14 protein-coding genes and 2 pseudogenes are annotated in these 16,819 nt (G+C 58.5%); 14 read left to right on the top strand and 2 right to left on the bottom strand.

All coding sequences use genetic code 11. The features are described from left to right. Window positions 1–171 precede the first annotated feature (171 nt). From ACYZT0_RS02005 to ACYZT0_RS01945, 13 genes and pseudogenes are all read left to right on the top strand, one after another. Window positions 172–1,086 carry a LysR family transcriptional regulator gene (locus ACYZT0_RS02005; RefSeq protein WP_462044414.1) on the top strand — a complete coding sequence of 305 codons (915 nt, stop codon included), beginning with the start codon at window positions 172–174 and terminating at the stop codon, window positions 1,084–1,086. Between the two features lie 100 nt (window positions 1,087–1,186). Continuing rightward, window positions 1,187–2,674, top strand: a complete 1,488-nt coding sequence (locus ACYZT0_RS02000; protein ID WP_462044413.1) for a gamma-aminobutyraldehyde dehydrogenase — start codon at window positions 1,187–1,189, stop codon at window positions 2,672–2,674. Between the two features lie 80 nt (window positions 2,675–2,754). Then, the gene (gene ydcS, locus ACYZT0_RS01995; protein WP_462044412.1) at window positions 2,755–3,906 is read left to right on the top strand and encodes a putative ABC transporter substrate-binding protein YdcS; all 1,152 of its coding nucleotides are present in this window, start codon (window positions 2,755–2,757) and stop codon (window positions 3,904–3,906) included. A 192-nt stretch (window positions 3,907–4,098) separates the two neighbouring features. Beyond that, window positions 4,099–5,136 (top strand): ABC transporter ATP-binding protein, encoded by a 1,038-nt coding sequence (locus ACYZT0_RS01990; protein ID WP_462044411.1) that lies wholly within the window; start codon window positions 4,099–4,101, stop codon window positions 5,134–5,136. Between the two features lies 1 nt (window position 5,137). Continuing rightward, complete coding sequence (locus ACYZT0_RS01985; RefSeq protein ID WP_462044410.1) at window positions 5,138–6,085, top strand: ABC transporter permease; 948 nt, start codon at window positions 5,138–5,140, stop codon at window positions 6,083–6,085. Beyond that, window positions 6,075–6,899, top strand: coding sequence for an ABC transporter permease (locus ACYZT0_RS01980; RefSeq protein ID WP_462044409.1), 825 nt, complete (start codon window positions 6,075–6,077; stop codon window positions 6,897–6,899). The genes ACYZT0_RS01985 and ACYZT0_RS01980 overlap by 11 nt, the downstream gene beginning before the upstream one ends. A 174-nt stretch (window positions 6,900–7,073) precedes the next feature. Continuing rightward, window positions 7,074–8,498, top strand: coding sequence for a gamma-aminobutyraldehyde dehydrogenase (locus ACYZT0_RS01975; RefSeq protein ID WP_462044408.1), 1,425 nt, complete (start codon window positions 7,074–7,076; stop codon window positions 8,496–8,498). A gap of 106 nt (window positions 8,499–8,604) precedes the next feature. Continuing rightward, on the top strand, window positions 8,605–10,089 hold the full coding sequence (locus ACYZT0_RS01970) for an APC family permease (RefSeq protein WP_462044407.1): 1,485 nt from the start codon (window positions 8,605–8,607) through the stop codon (window positions 10,087–10,089). A gap of 445 nt (window positions 10,090–10,534) precedes the next feature. Further along, window positions 10,535–10,660, top strand: a pseudogene (locus ACYZT0_RS01965) (phage antirepressor protein); the annotation flags it as partial. Window positions 10,661–10,723: 63 nt separating this feature from the next. Continuing rightward, a protein-coding gene (locus ACYZT0_RS01960; RefSeq protein ID WP_462042754.1) for an IS3 family transposase occupies window positions 10,724–11,886 on the top strand; the annotation gives its coding sequence in 2 pieces (ribosomal slippage) (window positions 10,724–10,979 and window positions 10,979–11,886; 1,164 coding nt in all). A gap of 9 nt (window positions 11,887–11,895) precedes the next feature. After that, a pseudogene (locus ACYZT0_RS01955) lies at window positions 11,896–12,279 on the top strand (BRO-N domain-containing protein); the annotation flags it as partial. Window positions 12,280–12,550: 271 nt separating this feature from the next. Next, window positions 12,551–12,799, top strand: a complete 249-nt coding sequence (locus ACYZT0_RS01950; RefSeq protein ID WP_414923805.1) for a CopG family ribbon-helix-helix protein — start codon at window positions 12,551–12,553, stop codon at window positions 12,797–12,799. After that, window positions 12,777–13,067 carry a type II toxin-antitoxin system RelE/ParE family toxin gene (locus ACYZT0_RS01945; protein WP_462044406.1) on the top strand — a complete coding sequence of 97 codons (291 nt, stop codon included), beginning with the start codon at window positions 12,777–12,779 and terminating at the stop codon, window positions 13,065–13,067. The genes ACYZT0_RS01950 and ACYZT0_RS01945 overlap by 23 nt, the downstream gene beginning before the upstream one ends. A 51-nt stretch (window positions 13,068–13,118) precedes the next feature. Here ACYZT0_RS01945 and ACYZT0_RS01940 read toward each other — a convergent pair whose 3' ends face one another. Then, window positions 13,119–13,304: a hypothetical protein gene (locus ACYZT0_RS01940; RefSeq protein WP_462044405.1), complete on the bottom strand. Its 186-nt coding sequence runs from the start codon at window positions 13,302–13,304 to the stop codon at window positions 13,119–13,121. A gap of 415 nt (window positions 13,305–13,719) precedes the next feature. On the opposite strand from ACYZT0_RS01940, the gene ACYZT0_RS01935 reads away from it, so the two are divergent. After that, window positions 13,720–15,345, top strand: coding sequence for a glucan biosynthesis protein D (locus ACYZT0_RS01935; RefSeq protein ID WP_462044404.1), 1,626 nt, complete (start codon window positions 13,720–13,722; stop codon window positions 15,343–15,345). A gap of 138 nt (window positions 15,346–15,483) precedes the next feature. On the opposite strand, the gene ACYZT0_RS01930 is transcribed toward ACYZT0_RS01935, so the two are convergent. Then, window positions 15,484–16,590: an NADH:flavin oxidoreductase/NADH oxidase gene (locus tag ACYZT0_RS01930; RefSeq protein ID WP_462044403.1), complete on the bottom strand. Its 1,107-nt coding sequence runs from the start codon at window positions 16,588–16,590 to the stop codon at window positions 15,484–15,486. Between the last annotated feature and the right edge of the window lie 229 nt (window positions 16,591–16,819).

The raw sequence follows: 16,819 nt of genomic DNA, 5'->3' as shown, positions 1-16,819 counted from the left end.
ATTCGGGTTAACAGGTCTTTAAGGCCTCCAGCCTAGTTCGAAAGTGCCCGACATCCGGGAGCGAGAGTGCTTCGAGATGTTGCGCAGCGCTCTTTAGCTGACCGCAGCCCTTCAGAAAAAAAGATATACACTCAAGCAAATCTATAAAAACCGCCCACCGGGTACTTCCCCATGATGACCCTGCGTCAGATCCGTCACTTCATTGCCGTGGCCGAGACCGGTTCAATCTCCGCCGCCGCGCAAACCGCGTTTATTTCCCAGTCCACCCTGACCCTGGCGATCCAGCAACTGGAGCAGGAAATCGGCGTTGGCCTGTTCAATCGTCACGCCAAGGGCATGACGCTGACCCACCAGGGCCACCAATTTCTACGCCAGGCGCACCTGATTCTGGCGACGGTGGACAACGCCAAACGCAGCCTGCAACAGAGCACCGATCAGGTCGCCGGGCAGTTGATCATCGGTGTAACCAGCCTTGTCGCCGGTTACTACCTTGCGGATCTACTCACCCGTTTTCAGCGTGCCTACCCTAACGTCGAAATCCGGGTGATGGAGGACGAGCGCCCTTACATCGAGCATTTGCTGGTCAGCGGCGAGATTGATGTCGGCGTGCTGATCCTCTCCAACCTCGAAGACCGCCACGCCTTGCAGACCGAAGTGCTGACCCACTCGCCCCATCGGTTATGGCTGCCGGCCCAGCATCCGCTGCTGGAACACGACAGCATCAACCTCGCCGATGTGGCCCGCGAACCGTTGATTCAGCTGAATGTCGATGAAATGGATCGCAATGCGCAACGCATGTGGTCGGCGGCCTCCCTGCAACCGCGCATCACATTAAGAACGGCCTCAACGGAAGCCGTGCGAAGCCTGGTTGCCGCAGGATTAGGCGTTTCGATCCAGCCCGACATGACTTACCGCCCGTGGTCATTGGAAGGCGACATCATCGAAGCCCGCACAATCGCGGACCTTAGCCAGACCCTCGACGTCGGCCTGGCCTGGCGTCGCGGCACCGCGCGCCCGGCGCTGGTAGACCCTTTCCTGACCGTCGCCCGCGAACAACCCCACGGCGGGCGCAAGCCATCTATTTAATCGAACGCCACCTTCAGTATTTAGAATTTGTAGACCTCGGGCCTGAGCACTAGTCTTGCTACATCTATAAGACGGCCGGGCCCCAGTCACAGGGAGCACCATGGCCACACAAGAAAAGAGAACCCGAAAAATGGCTGGCGCGCAGACCCCGTTGTTCACCGCGTTGTTGATCGATGGCGAATTGGTCGCGGGCCAGGGTTTTGTCGAACCCATTCTCAACCCGGCCACTGGTGAAGTGCTGACGCACATTGCCGAAGCGAGCACCGAGCAGGTCGAAGCCGCGATCCTCGCCGCCCACCGCGCCTTTGTCGGTTGGGCGCGGACCACGCCGCAACAGCGCTCGAATTTACTGTTGGACATTGCCAACGCCATTGAAAAACAAGCCGACCTCCTCGCCCGCCTCGAATCCCTGAACTGTGGCAAGCCATTGCACCTGGCCCGTCAGGATGACTTGAGCGCCACAGTCGATGTGTTCCGCTTCTTCGCCGGCGCCGTGCGCTGCCAGACCGGTCAGCTCAGCGGCGAATACCTGCCGGGCTATACCAGCATGGTTCGGCGCGATCCGATTGGCGTGGTCGCGTCGATTGCGCCGTGGAACTACCCGATCATGATGGCCGCGTGGAAAATCGCTCCGGCCCTCGCCGCCGGCAACACGCTGGTGTTTAAGCCGTCCGAACACACGCCGCTGTCGATTCTGGCACTGGCGCCAGCGCTGGCCGAGATCCTGCCGCGCGGCGTGATCAACATCGTTTGCGGCGGCGGTGAAGGCGTTGGCAGCCATTTGGTCAGCCATCCTAAAGTGCGCATGGTGTCGCTGACCGGCGATATCGTCACCGGGCAAAAAATCCTCCAGGCCGCCGCGAAAACCCTGAAGCGCACCCACCTTGAGCTCGGCGGCAAAGCGCCGGTGATCGTTTGTAACGATGCTGACATTCAGGCCGTGGTCGAAGGCGTGCGCACTTACGGCTATTACAACGCCGGTCAGGATTGCACCGCAGCGTGTCGAATTTATGCACAGGCCGGGATTCATGACCGCTTGGTGGCCGAACTCGGCGCGGCGGTCAGCAGCCTGCGCTTCGCCAGTAAACGCGATGCCGACAACGAGATCGGCCCGCTGATCAGCACCCGCCAACGCGACCGCGTGGCCAGTTTCGTCGAGCGTGCTCTCGGCCAGCCGCACATCGAGCGGGTAACCGGCGCGGCGGTGCATTCCGGTGCCGGCTTCTATTACCAGCCGACCTTGCTGGCCGGTTGCAAGCAGAGCGATGAAATCGTCCAGCGCGAAGTCTTCGGGCCGGTGGTCACCGTGACCCGTTTCGATGGACTCGAACAAGCCGTGGACTGGGCCAATGACTCGGAATACGGCCTCGCCTCATCGGTCTGGACCCAGAACCTGGACAAGGCGATGCAGGTCGCGGCGCGGTTGCAGTACGGCTGCACCTGGATCAACAGCCATTTCATGCTGGTCAGCGAAATGCCCCACGGCGGACTGAAGCGCTCGGGCTACGGCAAAGACTTATCCAGCGATTCGCTCCAGGACTACAGCGTGGTGCGGCACATCATGGCCCGCCACGGACAGCATCTCTGACTACGCTTATAACCAGCCACTAACGGCGCTGCACCACGTTCAAAACTGCCCCGACCATAATTAAAGAAGAGGGAAACCCCATGTTCGTGCACAAGACCGCACTGCTCAGTGCAATCACTACAGCGCTGTTGGCCAGCGCCAGTATCCAGGCCGCCGAACCGCTGAAAGCCGTCGGTGCCGGCGAAGGTCAGCTGGATATCGTTGCCTGGCCCGGCTACATCGAACGTGGCGAAAGCGACAAGGCCTACGACTGGGTGACCGGTTTCGAGAAGGAAACCGGCTGCAAGATCAATGTGAAAACTGCCGCCACTTCCGATGAAATGGTCAGCCTGATGGCCAAGGGTGGTTACGACCTGGTGACCGCGTCTGGCGATGCGTCCCTGCGACTGATCGCCGGCAAGCGTGTGCAGCCGATCAACACGGCGTTGATTCCGAACTGGAAGAACATTGACCCTCGTCTCAAGGACGGTCCTTGGTACGTCGTCAATAAGCAAACCTACGGCACCCCGTACCAATGGGGCCCGAACGTGTTGATGTACAACACCAATATCTTCAAAACAGCGCCGGACAGCTGGAGTGTGGTATTCGAAGAACAGACCCTGCCGGACGGTAAGTCCAACAAGGGTCGAGTCCAGGCCTACGACGGCCCGATCTATATCGCCGATGCGGCGCTTTATCTCAAATCGAAACAGCCGGAACTGGGCATCAAGGACCCGTACCAGCTCAACGAAGCGCAATACAAAGCGGCGCTGGACCTGCTTCGCAAGCAACAGCCCTTGATCCACCGCTACTGGCATGACGCAACAGTCCAGATGAGTGACGTCAAAAACGAAGGCGTGGCGGCGTCCAGCACCTGGGGTTACATGGTCAATGGTCTGGTGGCGGACAAGCAGCCGGTTGCCTCGGTCATTCCAAAAGAAGGTGCAACGGGTTGGGCCGACACCACCATGCTCCACGCCGAAGCCAAGCACCCCAACTGTGCCTACAAGTGGATGGACTGGTCGCTGCAGCCGAAAGTCCAGGGTGACGTAGCGGCGTGGTTCGGTTCGCTGCCAGCGGTGTCCGAAGGCTGCAAGTCCAGTGACTTGCTGGGTGCCGAAGGGTGTGCGGCCAATGGTTACGCTCAGTTCGACAACCTGGCCTTCTGGAAAACCCCACAGGCTGAAGGCGGCAAGTTCGTACCGTACAGCCGCTGGACCCAGGACTACATCGCGATCATGGGCGGTCGCTAACACCCCCGTACTGATCGTTCCCACGCTCTGCGTGGGAATGCATCACCGGACGCTCCGCGTCCATTCGTGGCAGATGTGACGCAGAGCGTCACGGGCTGCATTCCCACGCAGAGCGTGGGAACGATCATCACTGAAGTCAGAAGTCCAGGCAGGGCCGCCGCGACGGCCCTCGCCTTTTTGGAGCACCGCACCATGACGCTTGCAGTTCAGTTCACCAACGTTTCCCGTCAGTTCGGCGAAGTGAAGGCCGTTGACCGGGTTTCCATCGATATCCAGGACGGCGAGTTCTTTTCCATGCTGGGCCCTTCCGGTTCGGGCAAAACTACCTGTCTGCGCCTGATCGCCGGTTTCGAACAACCGAGTGCAGGCTCTATCCGTATTCATGGCAAAGAAGCCGCCGGGCTGCCGCCGTATCAGCGTGACGTGAACACCGTGTTCCAGGATTACGCGCTGTTCCCGCACATGAACGTACTCGACAACGTCGCCTACGGTTTGAAGGTCAAAGGCGTCGGCAAATCCGAACGCCAGAAACGCGCTGAAGAAGCCCTCGACATGGTCGCCCTCGGCGGGTACGGCGAGCGTAAACCGGTGCAACTGTCCGGCGGTCAGCGTCAGCGTGTGGCGCTGGCCCGCGCCTTGGTCAATCGTCCGCGAGTGCTGCTGCTTGATGAACCGCTGGGCGCTCTCGACTTGAAGCTGCGCGAGCAAATGCAGGGTGAACTGAAGAAGCTGCAACGCCAGCTCGGCATCACCTTCATCTTCGTCACCCACGACCAGACCGAAGCGCTGTCGATGTCGGATCGCGTGGCGGTGTTCAACAAGGGACGCATCGAACAGGTCGACACACCGCGCAACCTGTACATGAAACCGGCGACAACCTTTGTCGCGGAATTCGTCGGCACCTCCAACGTGATTCGCGGCGATTTGGCGAAGCAATTGAGCGGCAACCCACAGCCGTTTTCGATTCGCCCGGAACACGTGCGTTTCGCCGAAGGCCCGCTGGCCAGCCATGAGATTGAAGTCAGCGGCTTGCTCCATGACATTCAGTACCAGGGCAGCGCCACCCGCTACGAAGTGAAACTGGAAAACGGCCAGACCTTGAACATCAGCCAGGCCAACGTCCAGTGGCTGGACGTCAGTGCCCAGCACCAGACCGGACAACGCATCAGCGCGCGCTGGGCACGGGAAGCGATGATCCCGCTGCACGACACCGTTGTCGGCGGGGTATGAGATGAACAGCGTGGCGATGACTCAAACCCCGGCCGGCGGCTCGCCGTTGCGCAGGTTTTCCAACCTGCTGTATCGCCGGCCGAACCTGTACCTGTCGATGCTGCTGGTACCACCGCTGCTCTGGTTCGGCGCGATCTATCTCGGCTCACTGCTGGTTTTGCTGTGGCAAGGCTTCTATACCTTCGATGATTTCACCATGGCGGTCACGCCCGACCTGACCCTGGCGAACTTCGCTGCCCTGTTCCAGCCCTCGAACTTCGACATCATCCTGCGCACCTTGAGCATGGCCGTCGTCGTGTCGATCGCCAGTGCCGTGGTCGCGTTCCCGATTGCCTACTACATGGCGCGCTACACCACCGGCAAGACCAAGGCGTTTTTCTACATCGCGGTGATGATGCCGATGTGGGCCAGTTACATCGTCAAGGCCTATGCCTGGACCTTGCTACTGGCCAAGGGCGGCGTGGCGCAATGGTTCGTTCAGCACCTGGGGCTTGAGCCAGTTTTGCAGTTCGTGCTGGGCATTCCGGGGGTGGGCGGCAGCACGTTGTCGACCTCGCACCTGGGCCGTTTCATGGTGTTCGTCTACATCTGGCTGCCGTTCATGATCCTGCCGATCCAGGCCTCGCTGGAACGTCTGCCGCCGTCCTTGCTGCAAGCGTCTGCCGACCTTGGCGCCAACCCGCGCCAGACCTTCATGCAAGTGACTTTGCCGCTGTCGATTCCGGGCATCGCGGCCGGTTCGATCTTCACCTTTTCGCTGACCCTGGGCGACTTCATCGTGCCGCAACTGGTGGGGCCACCGGGCTACTTCATTGGCGGCATGGTTTACGCCCAGCAAGGCGCGATCGGCAACATGCCGATGGCGGCGGCTTTCACGCTGGTGCCGATCGTGCTGATCGCCATTTACCTGTCCATCGTCAAACGACTGGGGGCCTTCGATGCGCTCTGACGCTTCCTCTCAAGATCAGGCTTCTCTGGGCCTGCGCATCGCAGCCTGGGGCGGGTTGGTGTTTCTGCACTTCCCGATCCTGATCATCTTCGTGTACGCCTTCAACACTGAAGACGCAGCGTTCAGCTTCCCGCCCAGGGGCTTCACCCTGAAGTGGATAGGCGTGGCGTTCTCGCGTCCTGACGTACTGGAAGCGATCAAGCTGTCGCTGCAGATTGCGTCCGTCGCAACGTTGATTGCATTAGTCCTCGGCACCCTCGCGTCGGCGGCGTTATACCGCCGGGATTTCTTCGGCAAGCAAGGCATCTCGCTGATGCTGATCCTGCCGATTGCCTTGCCCGGGATCATCACCGGTATCGCCTTGCTGGCGACCTTCAAGACGCTGGGGATCGAGCCTGGGATGTTCACCATCATCGTCGGTCACGCGACCTTCTGTGTGGTGATCGTCTACAACAACGTCATCGCCCGGTTGCGTCGCACCTCTCACAGTTTGATCGAAGCGTCGATGGACCTTGGCGCCGATGGCTGGCAGACCTTCCGCTACATCGTTCTGCCGAACCTCGGCTCGGCGTTGTTGGCCGGCGGCATGTTGGCATTTGCGCTGTCGTTCGACGAAATCATCGTCACCACTTTCACCGCCGGCCATGAACGCACCCTGCCGCTGTGGCTGCTCAACCAGCTCAGCCGCCCACGGGACGTGCCGGTGACCAACGTCGTCGCGATGCTCGTGATGATGGTGACCATGCTGCCGATTCTCGGCGCCTATTACCTGACCCGGGGCGGCGAAAGCGTTGCGGGCAGTGGCGGAAAATAGCGAACAACTCATTTTCCAATGTGAGAACCGGATCCTGTAGGAGCGAGGCTTGCCCGCGATGGCTGACTTACATTCAACATAAATGTCGACGGCTAGACCGCTATCGCGAGCAAGCTCGCTCCCACATTGATTCGGTTCCGGCAGAAAAATAATAGTTTCGATGAGGACAAAGCCATGCAAACCAAACTCTTGATCAACGGCCAACTGATTGACGGTGAAGGCCCCGCCCAACCCGTGTTCAACCCTGCGCAGGGCAGCGTATTGGTGGAGATCAATGAAGCCAGCGAAGCTCAGGTCGATGCCGCGGTGCGGGCCGCCGACAGCGCCTTCGAAAGCTGGTCGCAAACCACCCCGAAAGAACGCTCGTTGCTGCTGCTCAAACTCGCCGACGCCATCGAAGCCCACGGCGAAGAGCTGGCCAAACTGGAATCGGACAACTGCGGCAAGCCTTACGGCGCCGCATTGAACGACGAGATCCCGGCGATTGCCGACGTGTTCCGTTTCTTCGCCGGCGCCAGCCGTTGCATGAGCGGTTCGGCGGGCGGTGAATACCTGCACGGCCACACCTCGATGATCCGCCGCGACCCGGTGGGCGTAATCGCCTCCATCGCGCCGTGGAACTATCCGCTAATGATGGTCGCCTGGAAAATCGCCCCAGCCCTCGCAGCGGGTAATACCGTGGTGCTCAAACCGTCGGAACAAACCCCGCTGACCGCCATGCGTCTGGCAGAACTGGCGTCGGATATTTTCCCGGCCGGCGTGCTTAACCTGGTGTTCGGCCGTGGTCCTACGGTTGGCAGCCCACTGGTCACACACCCGAAAGTGCGCATGGTCTCGTTGACCGGTTCGATCGCCACCGGTTCGAACATCATTTCCAGCACTGCTGACAGCGTCAAGCGCATGCACATGGAACTGGGCGGCAAGGCCCCGGTGATCATCTTCGACGACGCCGACATCGATGCTGCCGTGGAAGGCATTCGCACTTTCGGTTTTTACAACGCCGGCCAGGACTGCACCGCCGCCTGCCGAATCTACGCGCAGGAAGGCATCTACGACACGTTCGTCGAGAAGCTCGGCGCGGCGGTCAGCAGCATCAAGTACGGCGTGCAGGATGATCCGTCGACCGAGCTCGGTCCGTTGATCACAGCGCAACACCGCGACCGAGTGGCCGGGTTTGTCGAGCGTGCCGTGGCGCAACCGCACATCCGTTTGGTCACTGGCGGCAAGGCTGTTGAGGGCAATGGCTTTTTCTTCGAACCGACTGTATTGGCCGACGCTCAGCAGGACGACGAAATCGTCCGTCGCGAAGTATTCGGGCCGGTGGTGTCGGTGACCAAATTCACCGATGAAGCACAGGTGCTGGGCTGGGCCAACGATTCCGACTACGGCCTGGCGTCGTCGGTCTGGACCTCGGACGTCGGTCGCGCGCATCGCTTGTCTGCACGCTTGCAGTACGGCTGCACCTGGGTGAACACGCACTTCATGCTGGTCAGCGAAATGCCGCATGGCGGTCAGAAACTGTCCGGTTATGGCAAGGACATGTCCATGTACGGGTTGGAGGACTACACCGTCGTTCGGCATGTGATGTTCAAGCACTAAAAGCATCGCAGCACAAAACAAAAATTACCGATCCGGGCGGTGCCGTGATGGCCCTGCCACGGTTTCGGACATCCGAAATCTGCCGATTTTCCGGAGTTAACACACCATGAGTGCATCACCCGATCTCTCTGCAGCCGTTGCCGACAGCGACGCCGAGCAACTGCGCAAACTGGGCTACACCTCGAACTTCAATCGCAGCATGAGCCTGTGGGAAAACTTCGCCCTGGGCTTCACTTATCTCTCTCCGGTCGTAGGGGTTTATACCCTGTTCGGCCTGTGCCTCGCCGCCGGCGGGCCACCGATGTTCTGGGCTTATTTGCTGGTCGGATGCGGCCAGTTGCTGGTGTGCCTGATCTTCGGTGAAGTGGTCTCGCAGTTCCCGATTTCCGGCGGCGTGTACCCGTGGGCTCGCCGCTTGGTGGGCAAGCGCTGGGCGTGGATGGTCGGCTGGATCTACTCCATCGCCTTGTGCGTGACCATCGCGGCTGTTGCGGTGGGCGCCGGTCCGTACCTGGCCGCCATGATGGGCTTTGAACCGAGCAACAACACCAACATCGTCATCGCACTGTTTCTGACCTTGTTCGCTACCCTGGTCAACCTCAGCGGCACCAAGGTGCTGGCGCGGATCGCCATGTTCGGCTTCCTCTGCGAGCTGGTCGGTGCGGTGATCGTCGGCGTTTATTTGCTGATCTTCGAGCGTCATCAATCGATCAGTGTGTTGTTCAACACCTTCGATATCAGCGTTGATGGCTCCTACCTTCCGGCGTTCCTCACCGCATCGCTGGCCGGGATGTTCCTGTACTACGGCTTCGAGGCCTGCGGTGATGTGGCCGAAGAAACCCCGAACCCGAGCAAGCAGATTCCGGTGGCCATGCGCATGACCATCTACATCGGCGGCATCTCGGCGATGTTCGCTTGCCTGGCACTGATCCTCGCTGTGCCAGACATGCAAGCGGTGATCAACGGCACCGACAAAGACCCGGTCACCACCATCCTTAACAACGCCTTCGGCCCGGTGGGTTCGAAAGTGGTGATGGGCGTGGTAATGATTTCCTTCATCTCCTGCGTCATCAGCCTGCAAGCGGCGGCGAGTCGTCTGCTCTATTCCTACGCTCGAGATGAAATGGTCATCGGCAGCTCACTGCTGAAGAAGATTTCCCCTACGACTCAGGTTCCGGTTGCGGCGCTGTTCGTGTCCGGCGTCCTGCCGGCGCTGATCATTGTGCTGGGCTTTTTCCTGCAGGATGCGGTGGCAACCATCGTCAGCTTCGCGGCCATCGGTATCTACCTGGCGTTCCAGATGATCGTGCTCGCGGCACTCTATGCACGCATGAAAGGCTGGAAACCGAGCGGTAAATTCACCCTCGGCGCCTGGGGTTGGGCAGTCAACATCGGTGCGCTGGTCTATGGTGTTGCCGCGATCATCAACATGGCCTGGCCGCGCACCCCGGATGCGGCGTGGTACATCAACTATGCGATGGTGTTGAGCACGGCCATCGTGATTGGTTTGGGGCTGGTTTATATGTGGCTTGCCAAGCCGTATGACCATGGCACGGCGCCTGCGGGGGATGCCTGGAAGGTTAGTCGGTAATTGAATTCGCCCCGGTGCCGATCAGGCGCCGGGGCGAGTTATTCCAAATATTGATCGCAATTGCGCTGCTCCGCGTTTTTTGCTCAACCGCAAAAACAGGAAATTCCTACAGATCGAGCCTTCCCGAAAAGACTCTGATTCCTACGACAAGCGTCGCCAGAGTAGACTTGGCGCCGCAAGCGCCTGACCGATAGGCTTTACCCCGTCGCTGCAAAATCAGCGATCCGGGGTCGAAGCCGGAAACTCATCAACATGGCGCATCTGCGCTCCCATATGAACTGGGGCATTTTTTGCCTTTCAGTTTCACTTTATGGCGGGCCGTGTGACGCGGGCCTCTTGGCTTACATGTTGATCGAGAATGTCCGACTTCGAACGCCGCACGGTCCGCCACCCAAATCTGTCGAAGGATTTGTGGCGGCTCCTTTTTCAACATGGAGTCGAAGAAATGCACACGCTAAATCAGTCTGAAATTCATCCTCATTTCATCCCTACCGTTTTCCCTCGCCACAACCGGTTCCTCCACGCCATCATCCAAGCAAATCAAGCTTGGTTCTGCGTTCAGGACCTGGGTGTAGTGGTCTAATGAAACCGGACACCCATTTAGGCGAGAATGCTCGCCAGATCGAGGTGTCAGATGACCAAACAACGCCGTTCCTTTTCTGCTGAATTCAAACGCGAGGCTGCCGACCTCGTGCTCAAGCAAAACTACAGCTACATCGAAGCCAGCCGTTCACTCGGTGTCGGCGAGTCGGCACTACGCCGCTGGGTCGACCAGGTTCAGCAGGAACACCAAGGAGTCACCCCGCAGAGCAAAGCGCTGACACCGGAACAGCAAAAAATTCAGGAGTTGGAAGCCCGAATTACCCGCCTTGAACGGGAAAAATCGATATTAAAAAAGGCTACCGCGCTCTTGATGTCGGAAGATCACGAGCGTACGCGCTGATCCATCAGCTGAGCGTCCATGAGCCGATTGATTGGCTGTGCAAAGTGTTTGAGATCAATCGATCAAGTTACTACGCCCACCGCCTCAAGCACCGAACGCCGGATGTCGAACGGCTTCGGTTGCGCAGCCGGGTGAGCGAGTTGTTTTCACAAAGTCGCAGTGCTGCCGGCAGCCGTAGCATCCTCTCGTTGATGCGTGACGATGGTGAGCAACTCGGTCGGTTCAAAGTGCGCAGCTTGATGCGTGAGCTTGACCTCGTCAGCAAACAGCCAGGTTCTCATGCTTACAAACGGGCAACGGTTGAACGGTTGGATATCCCGAATATCTTGAATCGGGAGTTCGATGTCCCGGCACCCAACCAAGTGTGGTGCGGCGACATCACCTACATTTGGGCTCAGGGGAAATGGCACTATCTGGCTGTCGTGATGGACCTTTGCGCGCGTCGGGTGGTGGGCTGGGCGCTATCGGAAAAGCCGGACGCCGAGCTGGTTATCAAGGCGCTGGATATGGCTTACGAACAACGGGGAAGGCCTCAGGGGCTGCTGTTTCACTCGGATCAAGGGTCGCAGTATGCGAGTCGTTTATTTCGCCAGCGACTGTGGCGTTATCGCATGCGTCAGAGCATGAGTCGTCGGGGGAATTGCTGGGACAACGCGCCGATGGAGCGCGTGTTCCGCAGCTTGAAAACCGAATGGATACCGACCACGGGCTACAGGACGGCTCAAGAAGCCCAACGCGATATCAGTCATTTCTTGATGCATCGGTACAACTGGATTCGGCCCCATCAATTCAACGGTGGGCTGGCGCCAGCTCGGGCCGAAGAAAAACTTAACGTCGTGTCCGGGATTAGTTGACCACTACAGGGACGTTTGATGGGCCGCCCACTGGACCAACGACTCACCCAAAAACTCGATCCCGATCAGCGCCGATATGTCTGGCTGCTGAAGAACGGCAAAACGGTCGAATCACTCATGATCAGCGAGTCCGGAATGTACGCTCTGCTTGTCCACCATTTCGTCCCGGAAAACCGCAACCTGCGCCAATGGCTGAGCAATGAAGTCATACCTGCGCTCCGTGAGTCGAACGCGGCACCTGTGGAAAACATCCCGAGTCTGAGTTCGTTGCAATGGGGCGGGCTCTCTGTGCCGCTATTGCACTGGCAACAGTCGGCCTGGATCAAGTGGCGGGATATGCCTGATCTGGTGCAGGCGCAGCGACCGTTCCCGATCATGGGCACCTGTAGGTGAAGGCAGGGTGAATCAGCGGATGTAAAGCAGCCCGGCGTAGGAATAAGCCTGCGGGGATGCTTGGGAAGGTTAGTCGGTCAACGAGTTTGCCCCGGTGCCATTAATGGCAGCGGGGCACTCATTGCATTTCGAAATACATCCCCTCCTCCCGTTCTTCTTTCGCCCGCTAAGGTTTCTTCAAACCAATGCAAGGCGATCGGTTGACGAACAAGCCAGTAAGACCTAGGGTGTTTACGTCGTTTACAACGTATACATTTCTAGGAGAGCCGCCATGGCCTCGCCCGTTTTGTCTTTTCGAGTTGAAGAAACGCTCGCCCAACAGCTTGATAGTCTGGCAGCGGCCACCGATCGAGACCGTCAGTACCATCTCAAGCGTGCATTGGTTCGATATGTAGAAGCCGAGTCATGGCATCTACAAGCCATAAGCGACGGCATAAAAGACGCCGACGCAGGAAAACTCACCGATCTGGATGCCGTAAAGGCTAAGTGGGCAAAACGTGCCGAGCGTAGTACTGACTGAAAAAGCTGAAAGTGACCTCGATTCTATTCATGAGTATTACCAAGGCGTCGTTGGTGCTGATGCCGCATTGGAGGTCATAGCGATTTTTCTGCAATCCTTCCATCAACTGGAGCAGTTTCCAGGGTCAGGAAGGCCTTCAGTAGTACCGGATGTACGTGAGCTGGTATTCGGTCGTTATCCATTTATCGCTCCCTATCGATTGATGCAAGGCCAGATACAGGTACTGCGTGTTTTGCACCAGCGGGCAGAGCGATCGCAAAACTGGTAATCGGCGACATTCAGCCACAACACTATCGCCGCGGCTGAACGTCGTGCCTCCTTAAAACCGCGAAACACTCCTCATCGCATCCACCAGATACCGCATCGCAATCTGGTCGCTTTCCGACAGCTCTCGATAGCGCTCTAACAATTTCATTTCGTCCGAACTGAGCCGACGCCTTCGCCGCCTGGTAGCCAGGCAGGGAAATATTCCTAACAGTTCGGTGATGCCTTGTACTTTCGACATGGACGATGTCCTTCTATACGTCAAAGAAAACTCCAGAAAACCGCATCGCCCTACTACTTTCAGCAGTCGCATTATGTGCCTGCTGAACCCACCGGCCTGAAGGGCCGAAACCGGTCATGTCCATAGAATAGGAATTAAATCGGCGCTGAAAAGTGGTTTTTAGAGTAATTAGTCAAAAAAAGCAGAAATGCCCTATAAATCAGAAAGTCCTGTCGGAATTGTTGACCGACATTTCTTGTTTCATTGCCGCGCTGTCGCTATGCCATCAATCATTTTTTCTCCACAACCGAACGGTCTAAGCTATTTGTTATCTGTTTAATGTCCGTTGCGTTTGGCCGAAGGCATGTCCAAACCTCCATTTTTGATCCAGCACGTGCCAGGAACGGCGCGGGATTGTTCACGACAGGTTGTACTTATGCACCGCAGGAATTTGCTCAAAGCATCCATGGCCATCGCTGCCTACACCGGATTATCAGCCACCGGTCTGCTAGCTGCGCGGGCCTGGGCCGGTAATAGCGCGGCGGATGGCGAGGCTCAGGCGTTCGACTTTGAAACGCTGAAGATCCAGGCCAAGCAGCTCGCCGGCAATCGATATCAGGACACCAAGCAGGTGCTGCCGCCGACCTTGGCGACCATGACGCCGCAAAATTTCAACGCGATCCGGTACGACGGCAACCATTCGCTGTGGAATGACCTCAACGGTCAGCTGGATGTGCAGTTCTTCCACGTTGGCATGGGTTTCAAGCAACCGGTGCGCATGTACAGCGTCGATCCCAAGACTCGTCAGGCGCGGGAAGTGCATTTCCGTCCGACCCTGTTCAACTATGAAAAAACCACGGTCGACACCAAACAGCTCACGGGCGATCTGGGGTTTTCCGGGTTCAAGTTGTTCAAGGCCCCGGAGCTGGACCAGCACGATGTGTTGTCCTTCCTCGGCGCCAGCTATTTCCGTGCGGTAGATACCTCGGGCCAGTACGGTTTGTCGGCTCGCGGTCTGGCGATTGATACTTATGCCAAGAAGCGTGAGGAATTCCCTGACTTCACCAAGTTCTGGTTCGAGACCCCGGACAAGGACAGTACCCGCTTCGTGGTCTATGCCCTGCTGGATTCACCGAGCGCCACCGGCGCTTACCGTTTCGACATCGACTGTCAGGCCAGCCAGGTCGTCATGGGCATCGATGCTCACATCAATGCGCGTACCGCCATCGAACAACTGGGCATCGCGGCGATGACCAGCATGTTCAGCTGCGGCACCCATGAACGACGCATGTGCGACACGATTCACCCGCAGATCCACGATTCTGATCGCCTGGCCATGTGGCGCGGCAACGGTGAGTGGATCTGCCGCCCGCTAAACAACCCGGCCACCCTGCAATTCAATGCATTCGCCGATACTGATCCGAAAGGTTTCGGTCTGGTGCAGACCGATCATGAGTTTGACAGCTATCAAGACACCGTCGACTGGTACAGCAAGCGTCCGAGCCTGTGGGTAGAACCTACGACTGCGTGGGGCGAAGGCTCTATCGATCTGATGGAAATTCCTACGACCGGCGAAACCCTCGATAACATCGTCGCGTTCTGGACCCCGAAGAAACCGGTCGCGGCCGGTGATTCACTGAACTACGGCTACAAGCTCTACTGGAGCGCTGTGCCGCCAGTGAGTACGCCGTTGGCGCGGGTCAACGCTACTCGTTCGGGCATGGGCGGCTTCATCGAAGGCTGGGCCCCCGGCGAGCATTACCCGCAGGTTTGGGCTCGACGGTTTGCCGTGGACTTCACGGGCGGCGGCCTGGACCGATTGCCGGAAGGTGCGGCGATCGAGCCGGTGGTCACTTGCTCGAATGGGCAGGTGAAGGACTTCAACGTGCTGGTACTGGATGACATCAAGGGTTACCGCATTACTTTTGACTGGTACCCAACCAATGACAGCGTGGCGCCGGTGGAGCTGCGGTTGTTCATTCGCACCCATGACCGGACGTTGAGTGAAACCTGGTTGTACCAGTATTTCCCACCGGCACTGGATAAGCGCAAGTACACCTGAGGGTATGAGGTTGTCTGGGCGGGCCCCTTCGCGACCCGACTTGCCCGCGAAGAGGACCTGACAGCCAACAAAAATCCCCGCACAGAAAAGCAAAAGCCCCAATCAATGTGATCGGGGCTTTTTGTTTTACAGCGTCAATCAGTCGCGCAAATCCGACTCGTGAATCGGCTGTTCACGATGGGTTGCCCGCTGGTACTGCGCCGGCCAGATGGCCTTGCGCCCTCCCAAGTCATCATCGGCATGCAGCGGCCAGTACGGATCTCGTAACAACTCACGGGCCAGGAAGATGAGGTCAGCCTGGCAGGTTCGCAGAATGTGCTCGGCCTGCGCCGGTTCGGTAATCATCCCTACAGTGCCTGTAGCAATGCCTGACTCCTTGCGCACACGTTCGGCGAAGCGGGTCTGATAACCGGGACCTGTAGGAATCTCGGCGTTGGCCGCGGTACCGCCCGATGAGACGTCAATCAGGTCCACACCCAACGCTTTGAGGCGTCGTGCCAGCTCCACGGTTTCATCCGGGTTCCAGCCGTCTTCCACCCAATCGGTGGCCGACACCCGCACGAACAGCGGTAGCTCTTCAGGCCACACCGCACGCACCGCTTCGGTGACTTGCAGCACCAGCCGGATTCGATTCTCGAACGAACCACCATATTGATCGCGCCGCTGATTGCTCAGGGGCGAAAGAAACTGATGCAACAGGTAACCGTGGGCGGCGTGTATTTCGACCACTTTGAAACCCGCGGTCAGTGCTCGGTGGGCCGAAGCGACAAAGGCCTGAATGACCTCAGCGATCTCGCCTTCATCGAGCTGCTTGGGGTGGGTGTGCTGCGGGTCGAAAGCAATCGGCGAAGGGCCCACCGGAACCCAGCCACCGTCTTCGGGTTTGACGCTGCCATGTTTGCCAATCCACGGCCGATGGGTGCTGGCCTTACGCCCAGCATGAGCCAATTGAATGCCGGCCACAGCGCCTTGAGCCGCAATGAAGCGCGTGATGCGTTGCAAAGGTTCGATCTGTTCATCGTTCCACAGGCCGAGGTCCTCGCCGGTGATACGTCCGTCGGCGGTCACCGCCGTGGCTTCGGTAAATACCAGGCCGGCCCCGCCGACAGCGCGGCTGCCGAGGTGGACCAGGTGCCAATCATTGGCCAGTCCATCGACGCTGGAGTACTGGCACATCGGCGACACCGCAATGCGGTTGAGCAGGGTCAATTGGCGAAGGGTATAGGGTTCAAGCAGCAGACTCATGGGGCACCTCTCGAATCAGTGGGCAGGCTCCAGGGTTCTGTTTGAAAAGTCGACGAGTGACAGAAAAAAGGTGCAGCACCCGCCCCCGCGGGCAAAAATTCGACAAGACGTCACAAGGATAATCAAGCAGTGCTTAGAGCCTAGTCGACATCGGGGGATGAGGGAGGGTTCCGAGGGATTCGGTGTGAAGGAAATCGCCTTCGCGGGCAAGCCTCGCTCCTACAGATCA

Source organism: Pseudomonas sp. ZS1P83 (genome assembly GCF_054897825.1).
Note: the sequence above shows the minus strand (reverse complement) of the source record. Positions and strands in the feature narration are given on the sequence as shown.